Source organism: Halorussus sp. MSC15.2 (assembly GCF_010747475.1).
In the GTDB taxonomy this organism is placed as follows: domain Archaea; phylum Halobacteriota; class Halobacteria; order Halobacteriales; family Haladaptataceae; genus Halorussus.
Genome location: NZ_VSLZ01000001.1, coordinates 1,006,259 through 1,032,129 on the forward strand (window position 1 = coordinate 1,006,259; position 25,871 = coordinate 1,032,129).

30 protein-coding genes and 1 tRNA gene are annotated in these 25,871 nt (G+C 66.2%); 17 read left to right on the top strand and 14 right to left on the bottom strand.

All coding sequences use genetic code 11. The features are described 5' to 3' along the window. The first annotated feature begins 63 nt into the window (after positions 1 to 63). Entirely contained in the window at positions 64 to 2,166 is a 2,103-nt protein-coding gene (locus FXF75_RS05280) for a hypothetical protein (protein WP_163520458.1), read from the top strand. Here the strand turns inward: FXF75_RS05280 and FXF75_RS05285 are convergent. Then, positions 2,163 to 2,300, bottom strand: a complete 138-nt coding sequence (locus FXF75_RS05285; RefSeq protein WP_163520459.1) for a hypothetical protein — start codon at positions 2,298 to 2,300, stop codon at positions 2,163 to 2,165. The two genes, FXF75_RS05280 and FXF75_RS05285, sit on opposite strands and share 4 nt — an antisense overlap. A gap of 320 nt (positions 2,301 to 2,620) precedes the next feature. On the opposite strand from FXF75_RS05285, the gene tbsP reads away from it, so the two are divergent. The 4 genes from tbsP (at position 2,621) to FXF75_RS05305 (ending at position 6,661) form a co-directional block, all read left to right on the top strand. Beyond that, positions 2,621 to 3,445, top strand: coding sequence for a transcriptional regulator TbsP (gene tbsP / locus FXF75_RS05290; protein ID WP_163520460.1), 825 nt, complete (start codon positions 2,621 to 2,623; stop codon positions 3,443 to 3,445). An 83-nt stretch (positions 3,446 to 3,528) separates the two neighbouring features. Then, complete coding sequence (locus tag FXF75_RS05295) at positions 3,529 to 5,298, top strand: YcaO-like family protein (protein WP_163520461.1); 1,770 nt, start codon at positions 3,529 to 3,531, stop codon at positions 5,296 to 5,298. A 134-nt stretch (positions 5,299 to 5,432) separates the two neighbouring features. Next, positions 5,433 to 6,380, top strand: a complete 948-nt coding sequence (locus FXF75_RS05300; protein WP_163520462.1) for a hypothetical protein — start codon at positions 5,433 to 5,435, stop codon at positions 6,378 to 6,380. Between the two features lie 107 nt (positions 6,381 to 6,487). After that, complete coding sequence (locus FXF75_RS05305) at positions 6,488 to 6,661, top strand: zf-TFIIB domain-containing protein (protein ID WP_163520463.1); 174 nt, start codon at positions 6,488 to 6,490, stop codon at positions 6,659 to 6,661. A 52-nt stretch (positions 6,662 to 6,713) separates the two neighbouring features. On the opposite strand, the gene FXF75_RS05310 is transcribed toward FXF75_RS05305, so the two are convergent. The 4 genes from FXF75_RS05310 to FXF75_RS05325 all read right to left on the bottom strand — a co-directional run bounded on the left by FXF75_RS05310 (position 6,714) and on the right by FXF75_RS05325 (position 11,062). Then, positions 6,714 to 7,841 carry a DUF63 family protein gene (locus FXF75_RS05310; RefSeq protein ID WP_163520464.1) on the bottom strand — a complete coding sequence of 376 codons (1,128 nt, stop codon included), beginning with the start codon at positions 7,839 to 7,841 and terminating at the stop codon, positions 6,714 to 6,716. An 84-nt stretch (positions 7,842 to 7,925) separates the two neighbouring features. Beyond that, complete coding sequence (locus tag FXF75_RS05315; protein ID WP_163520465.1) at positions 7,926 to 8,390, bottom strand: Lrp/AsnC family transcriptional regulator; 465 nt, start codon at positions 8,388 to 8,390, stop codon at positions 7,926 to 7,928. Positions 8,391 to 8,482: 92 nt separating this feature from the next. After that, the gene (locus FXF75_RS05320; RefSeq protein ID WP_163520466.1) at positions 8,483 to 9,277 is read right to left on the bottom strand and encodes an inositol monophosphatase; all 795 of its coding nucleotides are present in this window, start codon (positions 9,275 to 9,277) and stop codon (positions 8,483 to 8,485) included. An 81-nt stretch (positions 9,278 to 9,358) separates the two neighbouring features. Further along, on the bottom strand, positions 9,359 to 11,062 hold the full coding sequence (locus FXF75_RS05325; RefSeq protein ID WP_163520467.1) for an MBL fold metallo-hydrolase: 1,704 nt from the start codon (positions 11,060 to 11,062) through the stop codon (positions 9,359 to 9,361). Between the two features lie 277 nt (positions 11,063 to 11,339). Between FXF75_RS05325 and FXF75_RS05330 the strand changes: the two genes are divergently transcribed. Then, positions 11,340 to 11,424 (top strand) — tRNA-Leu (locus FXF75_RS05330). A 202-nt stretch (positions 11,425 to 11,626) separates the two neighbouring features. Further along, positions 11,627 to 11,878 (top strand): hypothetical protein, encoded by a 252-nt coding sequence (locus FXF75_RS05335; RefSeq protein WP_163520468.1) that lies wholly within the window; start codon positions 11,627 to 11,629, stop codon positions 11,876 to 11,878. 51 nt (positions 11,879 to 11,929) lie between these two features. On the opposite strand, the gene FXF75_RS05340 is transcribed toward FXF75_RS05335, so the two are convergent. The 3 genes from FXF75_RS05340 to FXF75_RS05350 form a co-directional block, all read right to left on the bottom strand. Beyond that, positions 11,930 to 12,709, bottom strand: a complete 780-nt coding sequence (locus FXF75_RS05340; protein ID WP_309221755.1) for a PHP domain-containing protein — start codon at positions 12,707 to 12,709, stop codon at positions 11,930 to 11,932. A gap of 91 nt (positions 12,710 to 12,800) precedes the next feature. Next, a complete protein-coding gene (locus tag FXF75_RS05345) occupies positions 12,801 to 13,121 on the bottom strand; it encodes a HalOD1 output domain-containing protein (RefSeq protein WP_163520469.1) in 321 nt (106 codons plus the stop codon). A 53-nt stretch (positions 13,122 to 13,174) separates the two neighbouring features. Next, positions 13,175 to 13,834: a helix-turn-helix domain-containing protein gene (locus FXF75_RS05350; RefSeq protein ID WP_163520470.1), complete on the bottom strand. Its 660-nt coding sequence runs from the start codon at positions 13,832 to 13,834 to the stop codon at positions 13,175 to 13,177. A gap of 171 nt (positions 13,835 to 14,005) precedes the next feature. On the opposite strand from FXF75_RS05350, the gene FXF75_RS05355 reads away from it, so the two are divergent. The 3 genes from FXF75_RS05355 (at position 14,006) to FXF75_RS05365 (ending at position 16,232) form a co-directional block, all read left to right on the top strand. After that, a complete protein-coding gene (locus FXF75_RS05355; RefSeq protein WP_163520471.1) occupies positions 14,006 to 14,491 on the top strand; it encodes a DUF309 domain-containing protein in 486 nt (161 codons plus the stop codon). Between the two features lie 193 nt (positions 14,492 to 14,684). Beyond that, complete coding sequence (locus tag FXF75_RS05360) at positions 14,685 to 15,392, top strand: hypothetical protein (RefSeq protein WP_163520472.1); 708 nt, start codon at positions 14,685 to 14,687, stop codon at positions 15,390 to 15,392. A gap of 42 nt (positions 15,393 to 15,434) precedes the next feature. Beyond that, positions 15,435 to 16,232, top strand: a complete 798-nt coding sequence (locus FXF75_RS05365) for a succinylglutamate desuccinylase/aspartoacylase family protein (protein WP_163520473.1) — start codon at positions 15,435 to 15,437, stop codon at positions 16,230 to 16,232. Positions 16,233 to 16,368: 136 nt separating this feature from the next. On the opposite strand, the gene psmA is transcribed toward FXF75_RS05365, so the two are convergent. The 6 genes from psmA to FXF75_RS05395 all read right to left on the bottom strand — a co-directional run bounded on the left by psmA (position 16,369) and on the right by FXF75_RS05395 (position 20,205). Next, positions 16,369 to 17,133, bottom strand: a complete 765-nt coding sequence (gene psmA / locus FXF75_RS05370) for an archaeal proteasome endopeptidase complex subunit alpha (RefSeq protein WP_163520474.1) — start codon at positions 17,131 to 17,133, stop codon at positions 16,369 to 16,371. 4 nt (positions 17,134 to 17,137) lie between these two features. Further along, the gene (locus tag FXF75_RS05375) at positions 17,138 to 17,617 is read right to left on the bottom strand and encodes an Rpp14/Pop5 family protein (protein WP_163520475.1); all 480 of its coding nucleotides are present in this window, start codon (positions 17,615 to 17,617) and stop codon (positions 17,138 to 17,140) included. 160 nt (positions 17,618 to 17,777) lie between these two features. Then, a complete protein-coding gene (locus tag FXF75_RS05380; protein ID WP_163520476.1) occupies positions 17,778 to 18,281 on the bottom strand; it encodes a hypothetical protein in 504 nt (167 codons plus the stop codon). Positions 18,282 to 18,440: 159 nt separating this feature from the next. Then, a complete protein-coding gene (locus FXF75_RS05385; RefSeq protein WP_163520477.1) occupies positions 18,441 to 19,055 on the bottom strand; it encodes a class I SAM-dependent methyltransferase in 615 nt (204 codons plus the stop codon). Next, positions 19,039 to 19,749 carry an RNase P subunit p30 family protein gene (locus FXF75_RS05390; RefSeq protein WP_163520478.1) on the bottom strand — a complete coding sequence of 237 codons (711 nt, stop codon included), beginning with the start codon at positions 19,747 to 19,749 and terminating at the stop codon, positions 19,039 to 19,041. The genes FXF75_RS05385 and FXF75_RS05390 overlap by 17 nt, the downstream gene beginning before the upstream one ends. 126 nt (positions 19,750 to 19,875) lie before the next feature. Further along, complete coding sequence (locus tag FXF75_RS05395; RefSeq protein ID WP_163520479.1) at positions 19,876 to 20,205, bottom strand: hypothetical protein; 330 nt, start codon at positions 20,203 to 20,205, stop codon at positions 19,876 to 19,878. 90 nt (positions 20,206 to 20,295) lie between these two features. Here FXF75_RS05395 and FXF75_RS05400 point away from each other — a divergent pair, with 90 nt between their 5' ends. From FXF75_RS05400 to FXF75_RS05430, 7 genes are all read left to right on the top strand, one after another. After that, complete coding sequence (locus FXF75_RS05400) at positions 20,296 to 20,562, top strand: DUF2892 domain-containing protein (RefSeq protein ID WP_163520480.1); 267 nt, start codon at positions 20,296 to 20,298, stop codon at positions 20,560 to 20,562. A 56-nt stretch (positions 20,563 to 20,618) separates the two neighbouring features. Then, positions 20,619 to 21,551, top strand: coding sequence for an A/G-specific adenine glycosylase (locus FXF75_RS05405; protein ID WP_163520481.1), 933 nt, complete (start codon positions 20,619 to 20,621; stop codon positions 21,549 to 21,551). 90 nt (positions 21,552 to 21,641) lie between these two features. Beyond that, a complete protein-coding gene (locus FXF75_RS05410) occupies positions 21,642 to 23,045 on the top strand; it encodes a serpin family protein (protein ID WP_163520482.1) in 1,404 nt (467 codons plus the stop codon). A gap of 106 nt (positions 23,046 to 23,151) precedes the next feature. Next, entirely contained in the window at positions 23,152 to 23,736 is a 585-nt protein-coding gene (locus tag FXF75_RS05415; RefSeq protein ID WP_163520483.1) for an NADPH-dependent FMN reductase, read from the top strand. Between the two features lie 94 nt (positions 23,737 to 23,830). Next, positions 23,831 to 24,850 carry an NADP-dependent oxidoreductase gene (locus FXF75_RS05420; RefSeq protein ID WP_163520484.1) on the top strand — a complete coding sequence of 340 codons (1,020 nt, stop codon included), beginning with the start codon at positions 23,831 to 23,833 and terminating at the stop codon, positions 24,848 to 24,850. A 142-nt stretch (positions 24,851 to 24,992) separates the two neighbouring features. Beyond that, positions 24,993 to 25,136, top strand: coding sequence for a hypothetical protein (locus tag FXF75_RS05425; protein ID WP_163520485.1), 144 nt, complete (start codon positions 24,993 to 24,995; stop codon positions 25,134 to 25,136). 97 nt (positions 25,137 to 25,233) lie between these two features. Continuing rightward, positions 25,234 to 25,818, top strand: a complete 585-nt coding sequence (locus tag FXF75_RS05430; protein ID WP_163520486.1) for a thymidine kinase — start codon at positions 25,234 to 25,236, stop codon at positions 25,816 to 25,818. Positions 25,819 to 25,871 lie beyond the last annotated feature (53 nt).

Sequence of the window (25,871 nt, forward strand, 5' to 3'; positions counted from 1 at the left end):
GCGGGGAAGACTCCGGGCGACAAAAATATAAAGTCCCGGTGAGACACGTTGTACAACGCCGACATGATTGAGTGGGAGGAGACGAATTCTGGGTTACGAGTGTTCGACCGCACGAAGACGGAGGTGTCCATCGACACCGACACGTGGGAGGCGGTCGAGACCGGTTACGACATCCAGCGGCCGCTCGACGGCACCGTCTCTGGCCGCGTGTCGGAGCTTCGACTGCCGCCGGCGCTGGTGAAGGCGACGGAACTGGAGTCGGGCGAGGAGCACAAGCACGGCGGGGACGCCGAATCCCTCGACCTCCCGAGCGGCGAGTACCTGCTCAACGTCACGCTCAACATCAAGACCTACGTCCGGTTCTCCGGCCCCGCGACCGTCTGGAAGAGCGACGATTACACAGAGCTTCACGTTTCCTTCCCGGAACCGACGCTCGTGACGTTCGGATTCCGGAGTCATCACGAGGTGCCCGTGAACACGATTACGGTACCTCCGACCCCGGAAGGAGTCGCGACGGCAGTTACGTACTCGTCGTCGTCACAGAAGACGACGGGGCCGGACCGGTCGTATCCGACGCTCCGGGGCCACCCGCCGAAGGTCGAACTCGGGGGCAGAACCGAGATTCCCGACCCGGTGCGCGACGAACGACCAGACGTGGGTATCGAGTTGGTCGTCCCCGACGAGTTCGAGTGCGTCTTCGTCGCGGCTCCGCTCGCGTACTACTTGCAGGCCGAGATGACCGTGGCGAACCGACGCTCACCGCTTCTACGCGCCCCCGAGGCCGGGGTCGAGTACGAGTTCGCACAATTACCCGACTTCCAGCACGAAGTCGTGACCGTGCTCCGGCGCGTGTTCTTCCTCGACTGTCTCGTCCGAACCGCCGGCGAGTATAGTTGGGAGTTCGCCGAGATGTCACTCCTCGACGACATCGACATCGACGCCGAGGCCGCTTACGAATCGACGCCGGCCGAACAACTGGCGACGTACCTCGACGCGCCGTACGAGCGCATCGACGACGAGTTACCGGAGTGGCACCTCGCGATGCACGTCGAACCAACTCCGGACCACGCCATGTCCCTCCCGTACCTTCTCGACACCCTCAGCCTCGTTTATCTCCCCGAGTCGTCGGAGTTGGAGAAGGACGAACTACTGAACAAGTCCATCGACGACTTCTACCGGGCGGGCGACCCGCAGGCCCGGCCCCCGAAGGCGGCCGCGGGGATGTTCCGACAGGGTCCCGGCCCGGTCAAGTCAGTGGACAGGCGCGACCCCGTGCTACACGAGGGGCAGGTCAACGGCTGGTTAGCCGACGGCGTCCCGATAGACGTCTTCAAAGCGGTCCCGGAGGCGTACGAGAACAAGTTCGACTACCTCCACGAAAGCGGTGACGGCGACATCGACGTGACCGTCATCCTGAACGACGAGGAGATGGTGGACGAACACGAGGAGGTCGCCGAGATTTACGAGGAACGCGCCGAGGAACTTCCCATCGACGTGACCGTCCACGAACACCTCACGAAGGCCCAACTCGCGGAGGTGCTGGAATCGCCCCACGACTTCGTCCATTACATCGGTCACTGCGAGGAGGACGGTCTGCGCTGTACGAACGGTAACCTAGCCGTCTCCACTCTCCAGGAAAGCAACGTCCAGACGTTCTTCCTCAACGCCTGCGGGTCGTACTACGAGGGCCGAGATTTGGTCAAGAAGGGGAGCGTGGCCGGAGCAGTGACGTTCACCAAAGTCCTCAACAAGCAAGCGGCGAAGGTCGGCGTGGCGTTCGCTCGATTACTCATCAACGGTTTCAACATCGACCTCGCGCTCCGGTTCGCGCGTCGTCGCATCATGATGGGGAAAGACTACGCCGTGGTCGGTGATGGGACCCACGTTCTCACTCAGACCGAAAACCGGTACCCCATCTTCCTCAGCATCGAAGAGAACGACGATGGGACGTTCAACCTAATTCACGAACACAGACCTGCGGACACCAACGGGATTATTTTCCAGATTTATCACAAGGACCACAGCGAGTATCATCTCCAAGGAACGGAGGTCCAGCTGACTCTACACGAAGACGAACTCCTGATGTTCCTTGACCGTGCGGAAGCTCCGGTACTGTACGACGGCGAACTGTACTGGTCCGAAGAATTGAAGGGCGTTCTTACTTAGGGTCCGGCCGCCGACCCCGACGCCGCGTGCGTCGTCAGTTTGCCCGAAAGCACTACTCCTCCTAGCGCGAGGGTGTACGCGGCGTCCATCGTTCTCGGATTGTCAACGAGCCACTGTCGAATTTTGCCTTGCATGGCGTGTTTCTTGTTACTTAGGCACACTACTTGATTGTTTCGCATCTTTCACCTGTAAGTACCGCCCCAGTAACATGGGAAATCTGGCGTTAAAACTACTCTATCGTGTAAGGAATCCGTTGCGTCGGTGTGGAATCGCCGTTTCGTCGCGGATTTGACCACGATGGTCACGAACAATCTACCGAACAAGCCGAAAATCGAAACCTGTTCCTGCGTTCGATTAGAATTGTACGACTGACAACCAAATACCCTCGTATAATCCGTGATTTCCCCCCGTTATTAACGTTAAAATTAAGTAGGGGTAAAACGTTTGTCGGTACATGGAGACCGAATCGAATTTACTCGACCAAGAAATCGCCGAAATCCTTCGGACAGTTATCGACGAAGCGCCGGACACGCTGCTCGTGGTCAATCCGTCGCGAAACGCCATCGAGGAGCTAATCAACGTCGCCACCGAGTACGAGGGCGACCTGCCCGAACTGCGCATGCTCGCGCAGTCGGGGACCCTGAAAGACGTGATGGAAGACTTCATCGTCGCCAGTAACGCGGCCGACCTCATCGACGCCGGGTCGCTGTCGCTGCGCACGACCGACGAGGTCCCGAGCAACTCCCTGCTCGTCACCGACGAAGTCGTCATCGCGCTCGTGACCGCCGACGACCGCGTGGGCGGTCTGACCTCCGACGACGACGAGTTCGTCTCGGAGGCGTACGACTCCTACTCCGCGCAGTTCGAGTCGGCCGACGAGTTCTCGCTGCGCACGCCGCCGCTCTCGCGCGTCCGCGACACGCTCGGCGAGGAAATCAGTCCCGAGGCCCAGCAGGACTTCGACGAGGTGCTGTCCTCGATGGAGACCGCCCGTGGCGACGGCAACGGACTCGACGAAGTGACCATCAGCCTGCTCGTGGCCGCGAAGAACGAGGCCCTGCTGTACGACATCAGCAAGTGGGGCGAAGACGTCGGTATCGCCAGCAAGGCGACGTTCTCGCGCACGAAGACCAAGCTCGAAGACATGGGTCTCATCGGCACCGAGAAGGTCCCCATCGACGTGGGTCGTCCGCGCCTGCGCCTGAAACTGGCTAACGACGACCTCCGTAACGCCGAGACCGACCAGCTCGCGAGCGCGGCCCAGAGCCTGCTTCACTGACGACCCGAATCGACTTATTTTTCGCCCGATAGCCCCCGAGCGATAGCACCGCGTTTTTCCCGGCCGACTGCGACCGTCCCGGTATGAGTACACCGACCGTCGGACTCGTCGGCGCGGGTCCGGCAATCGACGCCGTGACGGCGGCGCTCGCCGACGTCCGGGCCGAAACCGTCGAGTGCGACCCGGAGCGCGTCGCGGCCGCCGACTTCGCCGTCGTGGTCGGCGAGACCGGTGGCGACGAGTTCGTCGCGGCGAACCGCGCGGCCCGCGACGCCGGAACGCCGTGGCTTGCGGTCGAACTCGGCGGCGTCGGCGGACACGCGATAGCGAACGTGGACGCCGCGGTCTCCGGATTCGCACCCGCAACCGCCTGCTGGCAGTGCCTGCGGACCCGAGTCGCGGCCAACCGCGGCGACGAGACCGGGCGTAGCGACGGAGACGGGAGCGGCGTCGAAATTACTGCGGCCAGCGCGCGCTACGCGGGCGCGCTCGCCGGACGCGAGACCGCGACGTTGCTCTCCGGCGGCGAGTCCGCCGCCCTCGGCGGCGTCGTGGAGGTGCCCCACGCCGAGCGAACTCTCCTCCCCGTGCCGGGGTGTGACGTCTGCGGCGAGACGTCGAGCGGTGACCCGGGGAGCGACTCCGACATCCACCGCGAGTACGCCGCGACCGAACTGGAGGACGCCCTCTCGCGGGCCGAGCAGGCCGTGGACGAGCGCGTCGGCGTCGTCTCCTCAATCGGCGAGGCGGAGTCGTTCCCGACGCCATACTACCTCGCGGAACTGGCCGACACGACGGGGTTCAGCGACGCGCAGGCCGCCGAGCGGGCCGCCGGCGTCTCCGACGACTGGAACGAGGCGCTGATGAAGGCGCTCGGCGAGGCGCTTGAACGCTACGCCGCGGGAGTTTACCGGACCGCGGCGTTCGAGACCGCTCGCCCGGCCGACCTCGACTCGGCGGTCGGTCCGGCGGCGTTCGTCGGTCCCGACGGGTGGTCGAATCCCACGGCCGACGACAGCATCGCGTGGGTCGAAGGCGAGAACCTCCGGACGGGCGAACCGACGCGCCTCCCGGCCGAGTTCGTCCACTTCCCGCCGCCGGAGGTCCGGTACAAGCCGTCCATCACGACCGGTCTGGGTCTGGGTAGTTCGACCGTCGAGGCCCTGCTCTCGGGTCTCTACGAGGTGCTGGAGCGCGACGCCACGATGTTGGCGTGGTACTCCACGTTCGAACCGCTGGAACTCGCGGTCGAGAGCGAGCAGTTCGAGACGCTGCGGTCGCGAGCACGCGCGGAGAATCTCGACGTGACGGCGCTGCTGGTCACGCAGGACGTGGACGTGCCGGTTGTCGCCGTCGCGGTGCATCGGGACGGCGAGTGGCCGCGGTTCGCGGTCGGGTCCGACGCCGACCTCGACCCGGACGCCGCGGCCGGCAGCGCGCTGGCCGAGGCGCTCCAGAACTGGATGGAACTCCGGTCGATGGGCGAGGACGACGCGGCCGACGCCGACGGCGCTATCGGCCGGTACGCCGACTTCCCGGAGGCGGCCCGCGAGTTCGTCGCGACCGACACCGCGATTCCCAGTGCGAGCGTCGGCCCGTCGGACCTCCCCGCGGGCGCGGCCGAACTCGACGCCGTTCTCGACCGCCTCGTCGACGCCGACCTGTCGGCCTACGCCGCGCGTCTGACCACCCGAGACGTCGAGCAGTTGGAGTTCGAGGCGGTCCGCGTGCTGGTCCCCGAGGCCCAACCGCTGTTCACCGGTGAGACCTTCTTCGGCGAGCGCGCCCGGAGGGTCCCCGCGGAGATGGGCTTCGAGTTCCGTCCCGACCGCGACCTCCATCCCTACCCCTGAGCGTCCGACCTTCGGCGAACTGCGTCTCTTTCTCTCTCTTCGCCGCTGCTCGCTTCTCTTTTCCCCTCTCCTCCTCGCGGCAATCGGACCCGAAACCGTAACCCACTACAGCGGTCGCCGGACTACGGGGACGCGTGTACTCGCCGACTCGTCTGGCAGGCTACGCCGTGCTGTTGCTCACGCCGGCCGCGTTGCTCGCTCGCGGACTGCTCACCACCGGTCTCTCGGCCCCCGTCGTCGGTCTCGAAGTCGGACTGGTGCTCGCCGGGGGCGTCGCGGTGGTCGCCGAGCGCGAACACGCGCTCGAAGCGCCCGGGGCGTACGAACCGGAACGGGGGGACTTGCTGGACGCGCTCGCGGTCCTCGTCGCGGCGGTGGTCACCTACGTCCTGAGCGTTCGCGCCGGACTCGGTCCGGTCGTCGCGTCCGCGCTCGTCGGCCTGCTCGCTGGTGTCTTCGCCACCGAAATCGCGGTTCCTGCCTACTGCGGGTCGTTCGTGGGCATGGCCTCGCCCACCCTGTTCCCGTCGGTCGGCCACCTCGCGCTGGCGGGCCTGCTCTCGGGAGCCGCGTTCGTCGCCGCCGAACGCGCGTTCGCCGGGTTCGGCGGGAAACTGGGCACGCTGGCGCTGTTCGGGTGCGCGACCACCGCGGTGGTGACCGACGCTACCTACGCCGCCGGCGGGACGTTCCGGTGGACCAGCGCCGCCCTCGTCGTTCCGGTCGCGGTCGTCGGCGCCGTCGGGGCCGTCGTCCTTAGCGTCCGCCTCGAACTGGGTGCGGTGGTCGGGTCCGCGCTCGTGGGGCTACTGGCCGGTCTTGTTCTCCCGATGGTCCCGTTCGGGCCGGGCGAGACGCTGGCCGCGGCCGCGTTCTGCGCGTCGTTCGTCGGGATGTCCTCGACGGACCGACTCGGCGGTGAGGGACGGGTCGCGCTCGCCGGGGCCGTCTGCGGACTCGTCTTCGTCGCGGTCGCGGCCGCCTTCGTCGGGGCGGGCGGCAAACTCGGAACCGTCGCGTTCGTCTCCTGCGTCACGACCTCCGGCGCGGAGACAGCGCTTTCGCGGACGCTGAGGGTCTGAGATTCGGAGTTTCGAATGGTTGCGCAGGCAAGGTTTTATACCGCGACTCGTCGTACGTGCTAACGTATGACGGCGTTCATACCGTTCGACTACTCGGGGGTGAGTCGATGACTTCTGAATACGAACTCGACTGTGCGAACTGCGGAACGTCGCTGACTCGTCGAGAGGTCCCCGCGGAGACGCTCGGGTTCGGCGCGCTGGATTCGCTGGAGGTTGCGGAGTGTCCCGACTGCGGCGGGCGATACTTCCCCGAGACCACGCTGGAACGACTGGAAACGTAGACGGTGGAAAATCGAACCGGAATCGGAGATAGAGCGGCGGACTGACCCGTTTTCAGATGCCGAACGTCGCCCGGAGCATGTCGCGCGTGCCCGGACCGAGACCGACCGCGACGATGGCGACGAGTAACAGGATGGCGTAGCGCGGACTCTCCTCGAATATCTGCTCGTCGAACACCCAGACCACGAACACCGCGGCCACGATTTTCACCACGAGGAAAGGCCACGCGGTGCCGACGAGTTGGATGACCGGTTCGGGGAACTGCTCGCCGACGCCGATGAGCGCGCGGTTCACGGGGTGTTTCGGCACGAGGTCGGCCGGGAGACCGAGTTCCCTCGCCCAATCGATGCCGACGACGTTGGCCACGCCGTCTACGGCGTGCGCCCAGATGACGACCAGACCCATCTGGCCCGTTCCGCGGTTGACCTCGGGCGCGTAGCGCTCGACGGTCTCCCACGTGAGCCACGTGACCAGCGTCGCACCGACGAGGACGACGGCCGTTATCTGCGGGTGGAAACTCACGTTGTCGGTGGTGAACGCGAGGACGCTCAGATAGCCGAGCGTCGCCGCGAGCAGGCCCGTGCCGACGCCCGCCAGCGGGTAGTAGTAGCTCTCGGTCGCGCCCGAGTCCCGGAGCCAGACGCTCGCGAGCAGGGCGGCCAGCGTGATGGCGAACATCGTGAAGTAGATGACCGGGCTGATGATGAGGGTGTTCCACGGGAACGAGATGGCGGCGTCGGCGGCCGACAGGCCGTCGAAGGCGTCTTCGAGGACGCGCAGCGCCCCGCCGAACAGCATGTAGGGGAACAGCGCGTAGAACAGGCCGCGGTCCCGTCCGACGTCGAGTCGCCGGAGCATGAAGACCACGCCCAGCAGCGCGAGCAGCATCGTGAGCGCGTAGCCGACCTCCGAGACCAGCGTGTACCCGGGGTAGGCGACCGGTTCGGCCGCGGCCCGACACGCCGCCGCGTCACTGAGGAACGACACCGAACCGTCGGCGTAGACCGCGCACTGGGCGCTCTTGGCGTCTGCGACGACCGGCCCCCAGAAGTAGTGCCAGACGAATCCGTAGTAGACGCGCTCCGGGAAGACGAGTGCGCCGCCGACCAGCGCGACGAACAGCGCCGCGACCGTCCCGCCCCAGAGGCGTTCCGTGTCCATACTCTCGGTTGCGGTGCCCATGTGTCCCACAGCGGAACCGGGCGGTTTTACGGTTCCGGTCTCGTGTCGACGAGGTTCACGGTCTCGCGGAGTCGGTCACTCCACTCAGACCTCGCTCCCGTCGATGGGAAGTTCCTCGGTCTCGTAGGGCGTGCCCAGAATGACCATGGTCTGGGACCGGGCGAACCCGTCCATCTGCGCGATGTTGTCGAACATGAGTTCGCGGAGCCGGTCGGCGTCCCGGGCGTACACCCGCATCAGCACGTCCCACGACCCGGTCGTGAGGTGGACCTCCTGCACGCCCGGGACGTCTTCGAGTCGGCCGAGAGTGTCCTGTTCTTGGCCCTGCTCGACCTGCAGACCGACGACCGCCGAGATGCCGTAGTCGAGCGCCTTTGGGTCCACCTTCGCGTGATACCCCTCGATGACGCCCGCGTCTTCCATCCGGTTCACGCGGTCGTGGACGGTCGCGCTCGACATGTCGATGCGGCGCGCGATTTCGCTGAACGGCGTTCTCGCGTCTTCCTGTAAGGCTTCTAAGATTTCGCGGTCGGTATCATCGAGTTCCATACTCTACATCAGATTCTTTCAGACTAAATATCCTTAGAATTCTTTCCGTCAGAATCTCGGGGTTTATGGTAATTAATAAAACACTTCTCGCCTCAGGCGACGTTCTCGAGCGCGCCGAGGAACTGCTCGTGCGCCTCGCCGTTCGAGGCGACGAGGCTCTCGGAGTCGTGTCGCCACGGGTCGCCGTGGCGGTCGGTCACGGTGCCGCCCGCCTGCCGGACCATGTGGACGCCGGCCACGGTGTCCCACGGGTTCGGGTCCACGTTCGTCACCGCGCCCTCCAGCGACCCGGCAGCGACCATACCTAGCGTGACCTGCGCCGACCCGAACCGCCGGATGTCGGCGAACCGTTCGACGAGTTCGCGGCAGACCTCGGCGTACTCGTCTCGGCGGTCGAAGTCCCACCAGAAGGTCGGCGAGACGGCGAACGTCTCGGGGTCGGTCCGCTCGCTGACCGACACCGCCTCGCCGTCGCGACGGACGCCGTCGGCCCCCGCGACGAACGTGTCGTCGAGCGCGGGACAGTCGTTGACCGCCGCCACGGGGTCGCCGTCACGGACCGCCGCGACGCTGGTCGTCCAGACCGGAATCGACCGGACGTAGTTGTTCGTCCCGTCGATGGGGTCGATGACCCACGCGTCGCCCTCGTCGGGCACCGCCTTCAACTCGTCCTCCTCCTCGCCGACGATGGCGTCGTCGGGGTACTCCTCGCGGATGACCTCGATGACCCGGCGCTGCGTCCGGCGGTCAGCCTCGGTCACCACGTCGGTCTTGCCGGACTTGGTCTCGACGTCGATGCCCTGACGGAAACTCTCGGCGGCGACTTCGCTCCCCTCGCGCGCGGCGCGCTTGGCCACGGCGAGGCGCTCTTCGGCGTCGTCGGTCATATCGGTTGGTCGGCCGTCCCGGGAAAAGTGTTGTCGGTTCGTCGCCTCTGCGCCGAGTCGCTGTTCGCGGACACGGACTCCCTACTCCGCCGCCTCGCGGTCACCGGCCGAGTCGCCTCCCCCCTCGCCGTCCGGCGCTACGTCGTCGTTGAGTTTCGCCACGCCGCAGTCGATGCAGAACACCACCGCACCGCCGTCGTTGGCGGTCCGGCCGTCGGCGTCCGACCGGGCGTGTCGAACGTGGCGGTCCGAGTCGGTGTCCAGCGACGCGCCGCAGTCGGCACAGGTCGCCGACTCCCCGTCGCTCGCGGCCGGGGTCGCATCGTCGGGCGTCGCGCCGGCCTGACTCCCACTGCCCCGCGCCGCGTCAGTCGTTTCCGTCCCGGACTCAGTTCCGTCGCGGACCCGAATGGAGTCGGTCGGTTCCACGTCGTAGCCGTGGGCGTGGAACGACCCGAGGCAGTTGTAGAGACCGCGCTCGTAGACGTCGGGTTCCTTGCTGATGCCGACGTGAGAGCCGATTTTGGCGTCGGCCCAGTAGGCGCTGTGGGGTCCCTCGAACAGGCGTTTCAGCAGGCGCGGGTCCACGTCGAGTTTCACCCACCCGTCGTAGTCGTCGGTGTCGGCGTCCGCGACGAAGCGATAGCCCGACCCGTCCATCGAGAGTTCGAGGAACACGTCCCCGACCAGCGGGAGGAGGACCGTGGTATCGCTGGTGAAGCCGATTTGCTCCCGCTTGTCCGCCAGATTCCGATAGGCGTAGGGGACGTACGACAGCAGTTCCCCGAGCGTCGGTATCGGGTCGGTCTCGTAGTCGAACTCGCGTTCGGCCAGCACCTCCTCGACGTACTCGCGCTTGGCCTGCTGGTCCACGGGTTCGAACTCGGCGGACTTCTCGCCGGACGCGAGGCTGACGTGTTCGCCCGAGTTGAGGAAGACGCACTCTGAGTCGTCGGGGGCGTGGGTCTCGAAGAACGCCTTGGCCTGCTCGCGCGGCGGGTTCGCGGTGTACTCGTTGAGGTGCGCGAGGTCGCCCGCCAGCACGTACTCGCCCGCGAAGGGCATGTAGTAGTCCGGTTCGAAGAGGTCGAGGAAGTCGAGCGCCAACTCGTGTTTCTCGCGAATCACTCGGTCGCGCTCGCGAATCTTCCGCTCGTGGTCGTAGTTGGTCACGGCCTGCGGATAGAACTGGGCCGCGCTGTACTGGTGACACAGCATGTCGATGTCGCCGTAGTCGCGCTTTATCTTCCGGCAACTCGACTCGGCGATGGGGTAGGGGCAGTCGTTGGTGTTGACCAGCGTGAACTCGCCGTTGTCGATGACCGCCATGGAATCGACCTGCGTGGACCCGGTCTCGTCGGCCTTCTCGTCGTACCACGAACAACCGAAGAAGTTGCCGCAGAGTTCCGGGTCGCAACCGTCGGCCGCGAGGACGTTGATGTGCATGCCGTCGCCGAGGTGAGTGCGCTCGCCGTGGGGGAGTTCGGTCACCTCGAAACCGAGGTCCTCGATGGCGTTCTTGAGGTAGTCCCACCGATAGTCGTGGACGAGGACCGGGATGTCCGAGTCCATTCGCTCCAGCGTCGCGGGGTCGAAGTGGTCCGGGTGGATGTGGGAGATGTAGATGTAGTCCACGTCGTCGAAGTCCTCGGGTTCGAAGTCGGGGTCGGGGTAGTGCGCCCACGACCCGTAGTAGGCCCCGTCCACGAGCCACGGGTCGCACAGGACTTTGGTGTGTTCGTCCTCGACGAGGATGGCGGCAGACTCGAGATACGTGACGTTCATGTGACCGATAGTAGACAGGTTCGCCTATCGTTATACGCTTCCTACGACCCGGTACCCGGTACATGCGCCCCGCTCAAACGGGGTCTGTGAGTCGCGCTGACGACCGGTGAAACGCGGTTAGGGTCCGCCTACCGTGGCTTCTCACCAGAATCCGGAGTCCGACCCGAAGCCGCCGTCCGACCGTCCGGGACGCCGAGTCCGACACCGTAGGAGGTTTATATACCTACCTCTTTAGGAGAAAACGCCAGGCCGAGACCCGAACGGAGACCGACCGCGTGCGAGGGTAGCCAAGCCTGGCCAACGGCGGCGGACTCAAGATCCGCTCCCGTAGGGGTCCAAGGGTTCGAATCCCTTCCCTCGCATCGCAAGCGCGGCGTCGCCGCGTCAAAGATGCAGGAAGACCGCTTCGGAGCGTTCTTCCCTCGCAAAACTGACGGCCCACGCGGGCCCTCGCAACACTTCTGACCGGACGCTGATTGGGAGTCGATAGTTCCTCCTATCGTCGCCGATTGAGCGTCCACCCACGTCAAGAGCTAACTGCGTGCGAACCGTGAGCGAGGTTCGATGCACTGGCAACGACGGCGCGACCTCGAAGGCGGCAAGGAACTCGGCGTCTGGCTACTGGTGGACGACGACAGCGTCGAGCGCGAACTCTACGTCGAGAGCCACGAGTACCGCGGCGGGAACTTCGACGTGTACACGACCGGCGGCGACGACGAGTGGAACCACGAGGGGGAGTTCGAAACGAGTCGAGCGGCGTTCGAGCGCGCTCTCGACGTTCTGGAAGCCAGTCCGCATCCGGTAGAAGACGGGTGACGGAATCACCGAACCTGCGAGTCGTCGAGCGACCGGCGGCCGAGTCCGAAGTCAGTCGAACAACTGCACGGGTTCTGCTTCGCGCTCGGCGAAGTGGTCCTCCAACGCCCGCTTCCGGTTCCGAATCTCGTCGGGTTCGTGCGAGTCCGACCCCGCGACGAACGCCACGCCGCGCTCCCGGAGCGCCGCCCGGAAGTCGGACGCGGGATGGTACTCGCCGTAGTCTCGGAGGACGCGCCCGGCGTTGAGTTCGGGCACCGTCCGCGACCCGCGGAAGGCGTCGGCGACGAGTTCGTGGTGGTCCGCGGTGGTGTACCCTCGGAGTTCGGGCGTTCGCTCGGGGAGGTCCACGTGGGCCGCGACGGCGAACAGTTCCGACTCGACGAGGTCGGCGAGTCGCTCGTAGTAGTCGTCGACGAACGCCCGGCGCTCGCGCTCGGACTGGTCGGCGAAGGGTGCGCTCCGTTGGACGTTGGTCCCCGCCACGCGGTGGACGCTCCCGACGGCGTAGTCGAAGTCGGCCTCGTCCAGAAACGACGCGATGTCGCCCTCGTCGCGGGGGTCGTAGTCGAGTTCTACCGCATCGAAGATTCGGAGGTCGTACTGCTCGCGGAGCGATTCGATGGCCTCCCGCCGGAGCGGATAGGTCCGGTCGAGGTTGATGCCGTACTCGCGCTTCTCGCGCTGGAGGCCCTCGCGTTCGGCGACGTTACAGTGGTCGGCGAACCCGACCCCACGCAGACCGGCGTCGGCGGCGGCGTCGAGCATCCGCGGCATCTGCGTACCGTCCGAGTAGTTCGAGTGGACGTGATAGTCGTGGACGACGGACACGACTGCTGGTTCGTTCGCTACCGGCGTATCTGTTGCGGTCGTCGCGAACTCGGGCCGGTCGCCGCGGACTCTGGGGCCGGTCAGCGCGGACTCAGTTCCGGTCGTCGCAATCTGTGACGACCACCAGTCCGGTGTCGTCGATGTGTACGCGGTAGCCCGCGTAGACGAACGTAATAGAGAGTTCGGCGTCCCCCTCGTTCCACGGCGGGTCGAACAGTTGGTTCATCGCGTCCGCGTCTACGGCGTCGTAGAGCGGCGGCAGGGAAGTCACGTCGTCGGTTCGCTCGAATTCGGTGTCCCGAACGACCGCCGTGATGGCCGAGACGACCGCTTCGCTCGCGGTCTCGCTGGGGTCGGCCCGATACCGGAGTTCGTCGGTCGAGACGCCAACCGAGTCCTCGCGCTCTCCCATACCGGCAGATGAACCACGACACGTGAATCCGCCCACGTTGAATGGCCAACGATTTAAGTGTCGTTCCGACCCCCGAGCGTACCTCTGACGAGACTCGTCTGCCCGCGCCGGAGTCGCGCCGACAGCGCTTGGTCGGAGATACCGAGGTCGTCGGCCAGTTCCGACAGCGTCGTCCGGCGCGGCACGTCGAAGTATCCGGCGTCCAGCGCGTGGACGAGCGCTTCCCGTTGGGAGGCAGTGACGCCGTACTGCCGTCCGTCGGCGGTCTCCCCCTCCCCGTCGTAGATGCCCACGAGCCGGAACGCGAGGTCCCGCTCCCGACAGGCGTCTCGAAAGGCGAACAGCGCGTCTCTGTCCGGAACGCGTGCACGAATTCGAGTCTCGTCGCTGTCGGCGGTCACGTCGAGGAACACGATGTCGTGTTTCGCGGCGACCGAGTGCGTCGTTCGCTCGCCGGCGGACTCCGAGAGGGTCACGCGGTAGAGTCGTCGCTCTCCGTGGTCCCCGAGTACGCTGTAGTCCGTGGCGGTCGTGTCCGTTTCGACGCCCGACTCGAACGCCTCGAAGTCGTCGCCGCTCGCCCAGAAGACGAACCGCTGGCCGCCGTCGGGCGTCGGTCGAACGTCCTCGGTCTCCAGTTCCATGTCTGGCACGCACGCTCTCGCCTCGCGCAGTATCGGGTAGCGGACCGAGAACTCCGCCACGAAACTCATTACCGGGGCGTAGAAATCGCACTTAAATATCACTTTCGTAAGTAAACTTTCAATTGTTCCGTCCCGCTTCGGTCTCGGGCTTCCTCGACCCGTGTCGTCGAGTCCCGCTATTCTCGACTCTGTTCCCCACTGTCCGACGACGTTACACGGCTACAGGTCCACGTAACCGACATGGACGAACACACCCGCGACGAGTCGGTCGGGCCGCCCAGAACGGGGAGTCCGACGGGGTGGCTTCCGGCGGAGGGTCACTGGCGACACGACACGCTCCGACGCGCGACGGCCCACGGCGTGCGCCTGTTCAACGCCGGGGAGTTCCACGAGTCTCACGACTGCTTCGAGGACGCGTGGTACAACTACGGCAGCGGCACCACCGAGTCGAAGTTCTGCCACGGGATGGTGCAGGTCGCGGCGGGCGCGTACAAGCACTTCGACTTCGAGGACGACGGCGGGATGCGGTCGCTGTTCGACACCGCGCTCCAGTACCTCCACGGCGTTCCCCGGGATTACTACGGCGTGAACGTACTGGACGTGCGCGAGACGATGACGCGAGCGCTCGACGACCCCTCGGTGCTGGAGGGGTGGCAGATAGAACTCGACGGGCGAACCCCGACCGCAGACGACTCGGACTTCGCCTACGCCGAGTCCTTGGAGTGAACGGTGCCCGGGTCTCAGGTCTCTCATCGGTCCCTTATTCCCGCCTTTGGCGCCTCTATCCCCCTAATTTCGCTCTCGTCCCCGGTTCCGATAGGCAGTCAATGCGAATCGACAACTTATATTGCTTCCCCGCCGATGGTGTAGTCAGAGTGGTCCCTGACCGCGCACACGATACCCAACCGGAGGTCACGACATGACTACGACCGACACCCACCCCGACGACACGGCCGACGCCGAACCGTGCGGTCCCGAGAGCGGCGTTTCACTCGACGCCACTTTCGCTGCGCTCGCGGACCGGGAGTGTCGGGACCTGCTCTGGCGACTCGCCGAGAGCGACGACGAAACGTTCCTCGTCACGGACCTCGCTGCGCGACTTACCGACGGGACCGAGAGCGACGACGCGACCGGCAACGCCGAGACGCGACTGACGGCCCGCCTGCACCACACCGTATTACCAAAACTCGACGACGCCGGACTGGTGGCGTACGAGACCGACCGCGGACTCGTCCGGAGTTGTCTCGACTCCCGGTACGCGGCGATGGTCGAGGGTATCGCCGGGTTCGAGTCGGCCGACCGACCGGTCCCGCTCGACACGCTGTTCGAGTTGCTGGCCGACTTCCGCCGCCGGACTGCCTATCTCACGCTCCTGCGACACGACGACCTCTCGTTGCCGGACCTCGCCGACGAGGTGGCGGTCGCCGAGCGCGGCGAACCCCTCTCGAAGGTGGACCCGGACGACGTGTTGCGGGTCTACCTCTCGCTGTACCACACGCACGTCCCGAAACTCGCGGACACGGGTCTGGTAGCGTACGACCAAGAGGACGACTACGTGGCGCTGACCGACGTCGGCCGGGCACTGGAATCCCCGACGCGCGCGCTGTGCGACCCGTCCGACGACTGAAAGTCGAAACCCTCAATACGTAGCGTTGCCCCTTTTTCCCCGATGCGAATCGAGCAGTTGGGCGAGGGTACGCCCGAGATTGCCGTGGTCGCCGGAATTCACGGCGACGAACCGTGTGGCGTCCGGGCCATCGAGCGAGTTCTCGCCGAATCCCCCGCGGTCGAGCGCCCCGTCAAGTTCGTCGTGGCGAACGAGGCGGCGCTGGAACGAGACGTCCGGTACGTCGAGGAGGACCTCAACCGTGCGTTCCCGGGCGACCCGGACGCGGACACCCACGAGCGACGGTTGGCAGACGCGCTGGCACGCGAGGTGAGAGACTGCACCACGCTGTCGCTGCACTCCACCCAGTCGTACGCCGACCCGTTCGCGCTGGTCGATACGGTCGATGCGGTCGCGCGCTCGGTCTGTCCGTACCTCCCGGTCTCCGTGGTCGTCGAGACCGGGGCCGAGAGCGACGGCAGACTCATCGAGTACCCCCACGTCGTCGAGGCCGAGTGCGGTCTGCAGGGGTCCGACGAGGCCGCCGACAACGCCGTGGAACTCGTTCACGGGTTCCTCGAAGCGACCGGCGCGCTGACAGACGCCGAACCCGTCGCGGGCGAGGACCGCGGCGAGGTCGAGGTGTTCAGCCTCGGCCACCCGGTGCCCAAGAACGCGGCCGACGAGTACGAGGTGTTCGCCGAGAACTTCGAACGCGTCTCGGCGGGCGAAGCGTTCGCCGCCGCCGACGGGCGGGAACTGGTCGCCGACGAACCGTTCCATCCGGTGCTGATGTCGCCGTACGGCTACGAGAACGTCTTCGGCTACCGCGGCGAACGCGTCGGCGTCCTCGACGTCTGAGGATTCCTGCGGGTGAGGCGTCCCTGCGAGCGAAAAATATCGGTTACTGAGAAGTCTCGACGATGTTTCCTCTGCGAACGCGTTCTGCGGAGCCGTAACTACCGAGTCGTCGAAAACCGCGGGAAAGAAGGGCCGATTACTCCTCTTCTTCTTCCGGTTCGCCGTCGTCCTCGCCGCCGAGCAGGCCGAGTTCGGCGAGGTACTCTTCGGTCTCGTCGTTCGAGAGTTCCATGAACTGCTCGGTTTCGGCGTCCACGGTGGCGATGCCGACGCCCTCCGGAGTGAGTTCGTCGTTGACGGACCCGAGCGCGCGGAGCGCGAGTTCGATGCCGCCGTCGAGGTCCATCGCTTCGGCGTAGTTGTCTTCGAGGTACTCCTGCAGTTCGCCGCGGTCCGCGCCGACCGCGAGCGCCTTCCACTCGTAGGGCGTCCCCGAGGGGTCGGTCTCGTAGAGGCGCGGTTCGCCGTCCTCGATACCGCCGATGATGAGCGCGACGCCGAACGGGCGCGCGCCACCAACCTGCGTGTACTGCTGGATGTGGTCGGTGACCTCTTTGGTCAGCGTCTCGACGCCGATGGGTTCGCCGTAGCGCAGGCGGTTGACCTGCGTCTGCTTCCGGGCGAAGTCGATGAGCTGGCGGGCGTCGGCGACGTGGCCCGCGGAGGCGATGCCGATGTGGTCGTCGGCCTTGTGAATCTTCTCGACACTGGTCCGCTCCATGAGTTCCGAACGGATGCGCTTGTCCACCGCGAGCACGATGCCGCCTTCCGTGCGGATACCGATACTCGCCGTGCCGCGCTTGACGGCCTCACGGGCGTATTCGACTTGGTAGAGCCGTCCGTCCGGGGAGAAGATGGTAATCCCACGGTCGTAGGCCTGCTGTTGGGCTTGTCCCTGCATAGTATCACTCGAAATCGAGTTCCGTCGCGCCCGCGAACGCGCCGTCGGTTCGCACGTCGAGGAGTCCGTCTCGCTCGACGGCCGACCGCTGGGCGTCCCCGAACACGACTTTTCTCTCGTCAGGAAATTGGCCGTCTGCTCCTAAATACTTTTCTTCACAGGCACGGACCGTACCGCTTATACCGCGGACGCGAACGCCGACGTGGTCGTTTTTCACTTCGTCGATGCAGGCAAGCGCGGCCCGTGCCTCGTCGGCGTGTCCGTGTCGGGCGCGAACGATAGCTTCCCCGGTGCCGTCCCCGAACTCGAACTGGAGGACCTGCAGGTCGGCGTCGGCGCTCCCGGCGTCGCCGAGCAGGTTCTGGGCCGCGAACCAGACGCTCCGCTGGAAGTCCCGGCGGTCGAAGTCGGCGTCCGGCCACGCTTCGAGTCCGACGGCGAGGTATCGCCATCTGGGTCGGAGGTGCTTCGGGAGGTGCTTCATCGGGTAGTTGGCGGTGATTGGTCGCGTGGTGGCTTGAAAGGTGGGTTTATCGGGCGTGATGGCGGATTCCAGCGGTGTTTCCCGCCGTGGCTATCTCTCCTTTCGGCGGCTAGCTACCGCGTCTACGGTGGTACCAATCTTCTCGGGCGGAGCCACCGAGTCAGTTCTCGTCCACGCGGTGGCGTCGAACGAGGGGTTCAATCTCCTCGGAGACGACCTCGGCATCGACTTCGGTCCAACCGCTGGTCGGCACGTCCTCGCTGAAGTTCACCTGTACGCCGGGAACGTGTTCGTCGTCCACCTCGCTCTTCCTGACGCGAGGGGCAATCTCTTGGAACACGACCTCCTTCGGAAGGGGGACCCACCCGCTTATCCGCGACCCCTCTCCGAGATAGACCTTCGAGACGTCGGGACCCGAGTCGTTCTCCGTCCCCGAGGGAACGCCGACCGTCTCCGCCTCCTCCGAGTTCCCGACCTCGCGAGCGTCAGCCATTCGCTCCGCTACCAACTCGTTCACACGCGCCGATTTGCGCTCGGCCTCGTCGAGGTCCTCGAACGTCGTCTCGACGGTGACCTCGTCTTGGTCGCGGGTCCCCGTCCCTCGCTTCGACCTGACCTTCACGAGTACGCTCCCGTTCTCTAGTTCGGTTACGTCCATGGACATCATTTTGACGTGTCGGCTGTTGCGACATTAACGTGCCGTTAGGAGAACGCCGCACGGAAACGAGGACGACCGCGTCGGCGCTACCGTGATGCGCGGCCGAGCAAGAGACCGTCTCCGAGCGGGAGGCACGTCACCGAGCGGTGGCGTCCGTCGCCGAGTTCACTCGCCGTTGCCGCGCTCGGCCACCAGCACGCCCACCTGCTCGTGGACGCGCTCGACCGCGGTCAGCGCGAACCCAGCGTCGGTCATTACGTCCGCCAGATGGCCCACCGTCGAGGGGTCGTCCACTTCCGGACTGTAGAACGGTTCGTCGGGGTTCGGTTCGCCGAAGAACATCACGTCGCCCAGCACGAACTTCCGCGGCCCCAGTTCCGCGATGGCTTCGATGGCCTCGCGCTTCTCCTCGTCGCTGAGGTGGTGCATCGCGAAGTTCGAGACGACGACGTCCGCGCTCTCCACGTTCGGTTCCCGGAAGCGCCCTTCGCCGAACTCGACGTTCTCGACGCCCTGCTCCGCCGCTTTTTCCCGCGCTCGCTCCATCATCCCCTCGCTGATGTCCCGGCCGATTACTTCCCCTGCGTCCTCGGCCAGCGCCAGCGCGATGGCCCCGGTGCCGGTGCCGAGGTCGGCCACGGTATCGCTCTCGTCGGGGTTCGCGTGGTCTACGACCAGCGAGACGGCGGCGCGGTACTCCTCGGTGTCGTTCTGGTTGTCGTCGTACTCGCCCGCTACCTCGTCGAAGCGCGAGGCGTGTTCCTCAAGGCTCTTCTTCATATCTGCCGCGTTTGACCCCCGGTGCAATGAACGCGTCGGACATGCGCTCGCGGTTCCGCTCGGCGAGGTCGGCCCACGCTCGGAGGCCCGCGCGAATCTGGTCGGCGGAGAAGCCGACGGTCTCGCCCACCGCGACCAACTCGCGGGGTGCCCGCAGCTGGAGGTGACTGGTCGGGTTCGCGCTGACGACGTAGGGCGTGTCGTACTTCTCGACTATCTCTCGGAGTTTCCGGAGGTCCTGCAGGGCCTGCACGCGCGGCCCGCCGTCCGACCGGAGGACCTGCGAGAGGTCGAACTCCACGTGCACGTGGTGTTCGACCGCGGCCTTCGCCAGCACGTGGTTGAAGTCGCCGCGGCCTCGCATCGGGTGGGCCAGCACGTCCACGCGGTCGGACTCCACCGCGAAGCGATTCAGCGCGTTGGTCCCGCCGTGGAGCGCCAGCACAGTGTGCTTGGGTCGGTAGTTGCCGACGTGGCCCGACGCGGTCTCGGGGTCGTCGGCCCGAATCTCGATGGCGTCCACCACGTCCACGCCGTACTCGTCGGCGATGCGTTCGGCGTCGTACTCGCCGGTCGCGTCGCTGTGGTTGCGAACGACGACGCCGTCGAAGTCGTACTCGGCGGCGGTGGCCGCGAAGCGCGCGACGGTGCTGTCGCCGTCGGGGTAGGCGTGGACGCCCTCGTAGCGTGGCATGGTGGACTGTACTCTCGTCGCGTGTGTTCTCCCGGCCGCGTTTTGGGTCTGTCCCTTCCGTTCCGGCGACCGTCACCGTCGCTCGCGGAGACTGACCGACAGAGAAAACGCCGACGGAGAGCGTCCTCAGAACTGGTATCGTCGGTCGTCCTTCTGCTGTTGCTGGGGGAACTGGTTCCCGCCGGTCATCTCGTCGTAGGTCATCCCCGAGAGGTACTCGTCGTACGTCACGTCGTACTCGCTCCGGAGGTGGAAGTCGAGGTTCCCCGTCTCGACCGCGCTCTGGAACAGCATGTGGACCGCCCGCCGGAGGAGTTCGTCGGTGTCGTCCGGGTCGAACGCCGCGTTCAGCATCGACAGTTCGTTGCGGGTCTCGCGGTCGAGCGACACGCCCACCTCGTCGCCGAGGTCGGTGTACTCGTCCTCGATGTCGGCCTGCAGGTCGTCCAGACTCATGTCGGGAGCCTCGCGCGTGAGGCGGAAACGCCTTTCGACCGACACCCACCTTCAAGTGTCGCGGCGTCGTCCCGTGGTTCGGGGTCACACATGCAGAAGAACGTCGGAGGACTCGACGAGGGGATTCGAATCACGCTCGGACCGCTGCTGGTGGTACTCTCGATAGCGTCGCTGCAGGGAACCGTCCGCCTCCGTCCCGCGGTCACTGCCGGCGCGCTCGCAGTCGGTGCGGTTCTGACCGTCACCGGCCTCACGCAGACGTGTCCCGGAAACGAGGCGATGGGTCGAGACACGTACCGTCCGAGCGAGAACCTCAGCGAACAGGCCCGAGCGGTCCGGGAGCGCGCGCTCCAGTAGCGCGGAGACGAACCGAACCGCCGTCCCTTTATCCGCGTCGTCCCTACCCCGCGCCAATGAGCGAATCGGACGACGCCGACTACTCGCTGCCCGACGACCTCCCGGCGGTCCGCAACGCACTCGTCTCGTGGTACGAGGCGGACCACCGGCAGTTCCCGTGGCGCGAGACTGACGACGCCTACGAGATTCTGGTCTCGGAGGTCATGAGCCAGCAGACCCAACTCGGCCGGGTCGTCGAGGCGTGGGAGGCGTTCCTCGACAGGTGGCCGACTCCGGCGGCCCTCGCGGACGCCGACCGCGCCGACGTGGTTGGGTTCTGGACCGACCACAGCCTCGGCTACAACAACCGCGCGAAGTACCTCCACGAGGCGGCAGCGCAGGTCGTGACCGAGTACGACGGCGAGTTCCCCGAGTCGCCCGGCGAACTCCAGAACCTGATGGGCGTCGGGCCGTACACCGCGAACGCGGTCGCCTCCTTCGCGTTCAACAACGGCGACGCCGTGGTGGACACCAACGTCAAGCGCGTCCTCCATCGGGCCTTCGACGTGCCCGACGACGACGCCGCGTTCGAGGCCGCCGCCAGCGAGGTGATGCCCGACGGCGAATCCCGAGTCTGGAACAACGCCATCATGGAACTGGGCGGCGTCGCCTGCGAGCAGACGCCGAAGTGCGACTCGGCGGGATGCCCGTGGCGCGAGTGGTGTCACGCCTACGAGACCGGCGACTTCACCGCGCCGGACGTGCCAACCCAACCGAGTTTCGAGGGAAGCAGGCGGCAGTTCCGCGGGAAAGTAATCTCGATTCTGGAGGAGTACGACGAACTCCCGCTCTCGAAACTCGGCCCGCGCGTCAGGGTCGATTACGCGCCGGAGGGAGAGTACGGCCGCGAGTGGCTGGAAGGCCTCCTGAACGACCTCTCGGACGACGGACTGGTGGACGTCGAGTGCGGTGACGCGAACGACGAACTCGTCGCCCGCCTCCGACGCTGAGTTCGAATCGACAGTCCGTCTCGACCTGTAACTGAAGCGCCCGCTTCACCCTACAGAAAGCGTTTATCCAGACCGGTGGAACGACCGGGCATGACCCTCCGCCGCCGCGAAACCCTCGCGCTCTCCGGTGCCCTCCTCGCCGGACTCGCCGGCTGTACGGGAAGCGACGACTCGCAGAACACCCCCGCGAACGAATCACCGACCGACGAGACGCCCGGAACGACCACCGGAGAATCCCCCGGTTTCGACGACCTCGACGCACCGCCCTTCCCCGAAATCGACCCCGTGACCGACCCCGAAATCCCCGAGGACCTGCTCGCCGACCAGATTCGCGGGAACACTGCGTTCGCGCTCGACCTGCTCGCGGTCCTGCGCGACCAGCAAGACGCCCCGAACCTGTTCCTCTCGCCCTACAGCGTCTCCGTCGCGCTGGCGATGACGTACGCCGGTGCCCGCGGGGGTACCGCCGCAGAGATGGCCGACGCGCTCCACTTCGTCCTCGACCAGGAGAACCTCCACGGGGCGTTCGCGTCGCTGGACGCCGAATTCGAGCGACGGAACGCCGACGGGACGGAGGCGAGCGGACGGGTGGTGACCGAACGCGAGACGGACGCGGGTCCGGCCTTCGAGTTCACGACGGCGAACGGCGTGTGGGGTCAAGAGGGGTTCCCCTTCCGCGAGGAGTTCCTCGACCTCCTCGACGCGTACTACGGCGCTGGCCTGCGACTCGCCGACTTCTCGGGCGACCCCGAGGCGGCCCGGAAGCGAATCAACTCGTGGGTCGCCGACAACACGGGCGACCGCATCGAGGACCTGCTTCCCCGGGGGTCCATCGACGAGGCGACTCGCCTCGTGCTGACCAACGCCGTCTACTTCTCGGCGCGGTGGCGCGTCCCGTTCTCTGAGGACGAGACCGAGGAGCGGGCGTTCACGTCGCTCGACGGTTCGACCGCGCAGGTACCGACCATGCACCAGTCCATCGAGACCCAGTACGCCCGAATCGACGGCCACCAACTGGTCGAACTGGCCTACGCCAACCGCCAGACGAGCATGGTCGTCGTCCTTCCCGCCGAGGGCGAGTTCGAGGCGTTCGAGGAGTCGCTGACGGTGGACCGACTCGCCACCGTGCTGGACCGGACTTCCGACGCGCTGGTTGACCTCGCGCTCCCCAAGTTCGAAGTCGAGTCGTCGTTCAGTCTCGTGGAGGCGATGCAGTCGCTCGGCGTGACGGAGGCGTTCACGCCGTCCGCGGACCTGACGGGGATGAGCGAGGCGGCGGGCGAGGACCTGTTCGTCGGCGACGTCGTCCACCAGAGTTTCGTGTCGGTGGACGAGCGCGGCACCGAGGCGGCGGCCGCGACCGCCGCGATAATTCAGGAGGACGCCCCGCCCAAGCAGGTCGAGATGACGGTGGACCGGCCGTTCCTCTTCTACGTCCGGGACCGCCCGACCGAGACGCCGCTGTTCCTCGGGCGTGTGACGAGTCTCGATTGACCCCCGAAGGCGCGACCCGCTTACCGCATCACGTTCCGCTCGCGTGACGTTCGCGCTCCGTCGGTCGGCACACAGCTATTTGACGCTCGCCTCCGACGACCATCCTATGCCGGACACACCACACATCGTTGCCGTCTGCGGGAGTCTTCGGGACGAAAGCGTCACCAGAGTCGCACTGAAAGAGGCCCTAGAAGGCGTCGAGGAGAAGGGGGGAGAGGGCGAACTGCTCGACCTTCGCGACTACGACCTGCCCGCGTACGACCCGGACGTGGACGACGAGGCGGAGGACGCCGCCGAACTCACCCGCGAACTGCGCGAGGCCGACGCTATCCTCTTGGGGTCGCCGATGTACCACGGGTCGTACTCGTCGGTGCTGAAGACGGCCCTCGACTACAGCGGGTTCGACGAGTTCGAGCACAAGACGGTCGGCCTGCTCGCGGTGTCCGGCGGGAGTTTCCCCATCACCGCGCTCGAACACCTCCGGTCGGTCTGCCGGGCGCTCGACGCGTGGGTCCTCCCGCATCAGGCCGCCGTCCCGCGCTCGCACTCGGCGGTCCGGGACGGGACGTTCACCGACGAGGACGTCGCCGAGCGCGTCCGGGAACTCGGCCGCGAAGTCGTCAACTACGCCAACATCGAACCGAGTCCGCCGACGATGGAGAGCGAGGAGAACGTCGGGGCGGTGGAGTAGCCGCCTCAGCCGCGGTGCGGAAGCGACTGTCAATCTTCCGACCGTATCTGCCCCTTCCGCAGGTCCCTTCCCGGTAGCCACCCTCTATCCGAGCATGCCGGATACGAATCGGAAGTACCTACTGGCGAAGCGCCCCGAGGGCAGACCCGACCGAGACACCTTCGAACTGGTCGAGGAAGACGTGCCGGAACCGGGACCGGGCGAGGTGCTGGTCCGTACGCTCTACCTCTCGGTGGACCCCTACATGCGCGGCCGGATGGACGCCGGGGAGTCGTACGCCGAACCGTGGGAGGTCGGCGACCCGCTTCGGGCCGGAGTCGTCGGCGAAGTCGTCGAGTCCAACGGCACGAACTTCGAGGCGGGCGACGTGGTGACGGGCAACCTCGACTGGGCCGACTACGCGACCGCGCGCGGGAGCGAACTCCAGTCGGTGAACCCCGACCTCGGACCGGTTTCGACCGCGCTCGGCGTCCTCGGGATGCCGGGCCGGACCGCCTACTTCGGTACCCGCGATGTCGCGGAACCGAAGGCCGGAGACACGTTCGTCGTCACGGGTGCGGCGGGCGCTGTCGGGTCGGTCGCGGGCCAGATAGCCAAGCTCTCGGGCGCTCGCGTGGTCGGTTTCGCGGGGTCCGACGAGAAGGTCGAGTTCCTCGAAGACGAACTCGGGTTCGACGCCGGTATCAACTACAAGGAGACCGACGACTACCGCGCGGCGCTCGACGAGGCCGCCCCGGACGGCGTGGACAGCTACTTCGACAACGTCGGCGGACCGATTACCGACGCCGTCTTCTCGAAACTGAACGTGGACGCTCGCGTCGCAGTGTGCGGCCAGATTTCGCTGTACAACGCCGAGGAGATGCCGACTGGACCGCGGAAGCTCGGAAAACTCATCGAGACCCGAGCGCGCGTCGAGGGTCTCCTCGTCGGCGACTTCGCGCCCCGGTTCGAGGAGGCGACCCGCCAACTCGCGGAGTGGGTCGCCGAGGACGAGATTCGGTACCGCGAGACGGTCACGGAGGGACTGGAGAACGCCCCGGACGCCTTCCTCGGCCTGTTCGAGGGCGAGAACATCGGCAAACAGCTCGTGAAAGTCGGCGAGCGCGACGCGTAGCGCTCCGCGGCGACGAGTTCTACCGCCACGCTGTTCGCCCGGCGAATCGCTTTCCATACGTTAGCCGTGCGCTCGAGTTGAAAGAGACAGTAACTAATTTTTCGACGGAACCGACTAGTGGGCAACGAGGAGGTGGCCGACCGTGACAGTGGTACCGCACTACCCGTCAGACGAACCGCGAGACGACCGCGAAGCGCCCGACTTCGGCGAGATAGTCGACGAGATTCTGGACCGCGGCGACCCGACGCCGTCGGTCCCCGCGGCCCGACGCCCGGTCGCGCGGTGAGACGGTCGCCCCGCGGTCGACCGTCGGGCGAACCGGAGGCCGCGCGGGCGACCCGAATCGGCAACCCTTTTCTCCCTCGATTGAGCGCAGAACGGACATGCACAAGATAACGAACAGCGGGTGGGTCGAGGTCGTCACCGGCTGTATGTTCTCCGGAAAGACCGAGGAGCTACTCCGGCGACTCCGCAGAGCCGAAATCGCCGGTCAGGAGGTCGCGGCCTTCAAGCCGTCGCTCGACGACCGCTACGGCGAGGGGACCGTGGGGTCCCACAACGGTCGCCAGTGGGACGCGACGGTGGTGGACCCCGACGACGGGGTCTGGGACATCCCGGAGGAACTCAACGGCGAGGAGGTCGTCGCCATCGACGAGGCCAACTTCTTCTCCGAGGACCTCGTCGAGGTCTGCGAGTTCCTCGCGGACGACGACCGCCGGGTCGTCGTCTCGGGCACCGACCAGACGTTCCGCGGCGAACCCTTCGAACCCCTGCCGCGACTCGTCGCGCTGGCCGAGTACGTGGACAAGTATCAGGCCATCTGCGCCCAGTGCGGCGAACCCGCGACCCGGAACCAGCGACTCGTCGGCGGCGAACCCGCTCACGTCGACGACCCGACCATCGTGGTCGGGGCCGACGAGTCCTACGAGGCCCGATGTCGGAACTGTCATACTCTCCGGACCGACTAGTCCGACTGTGTACTGCGTGGTGAACCGACCGTGATGTACTCCGAGACCGACTG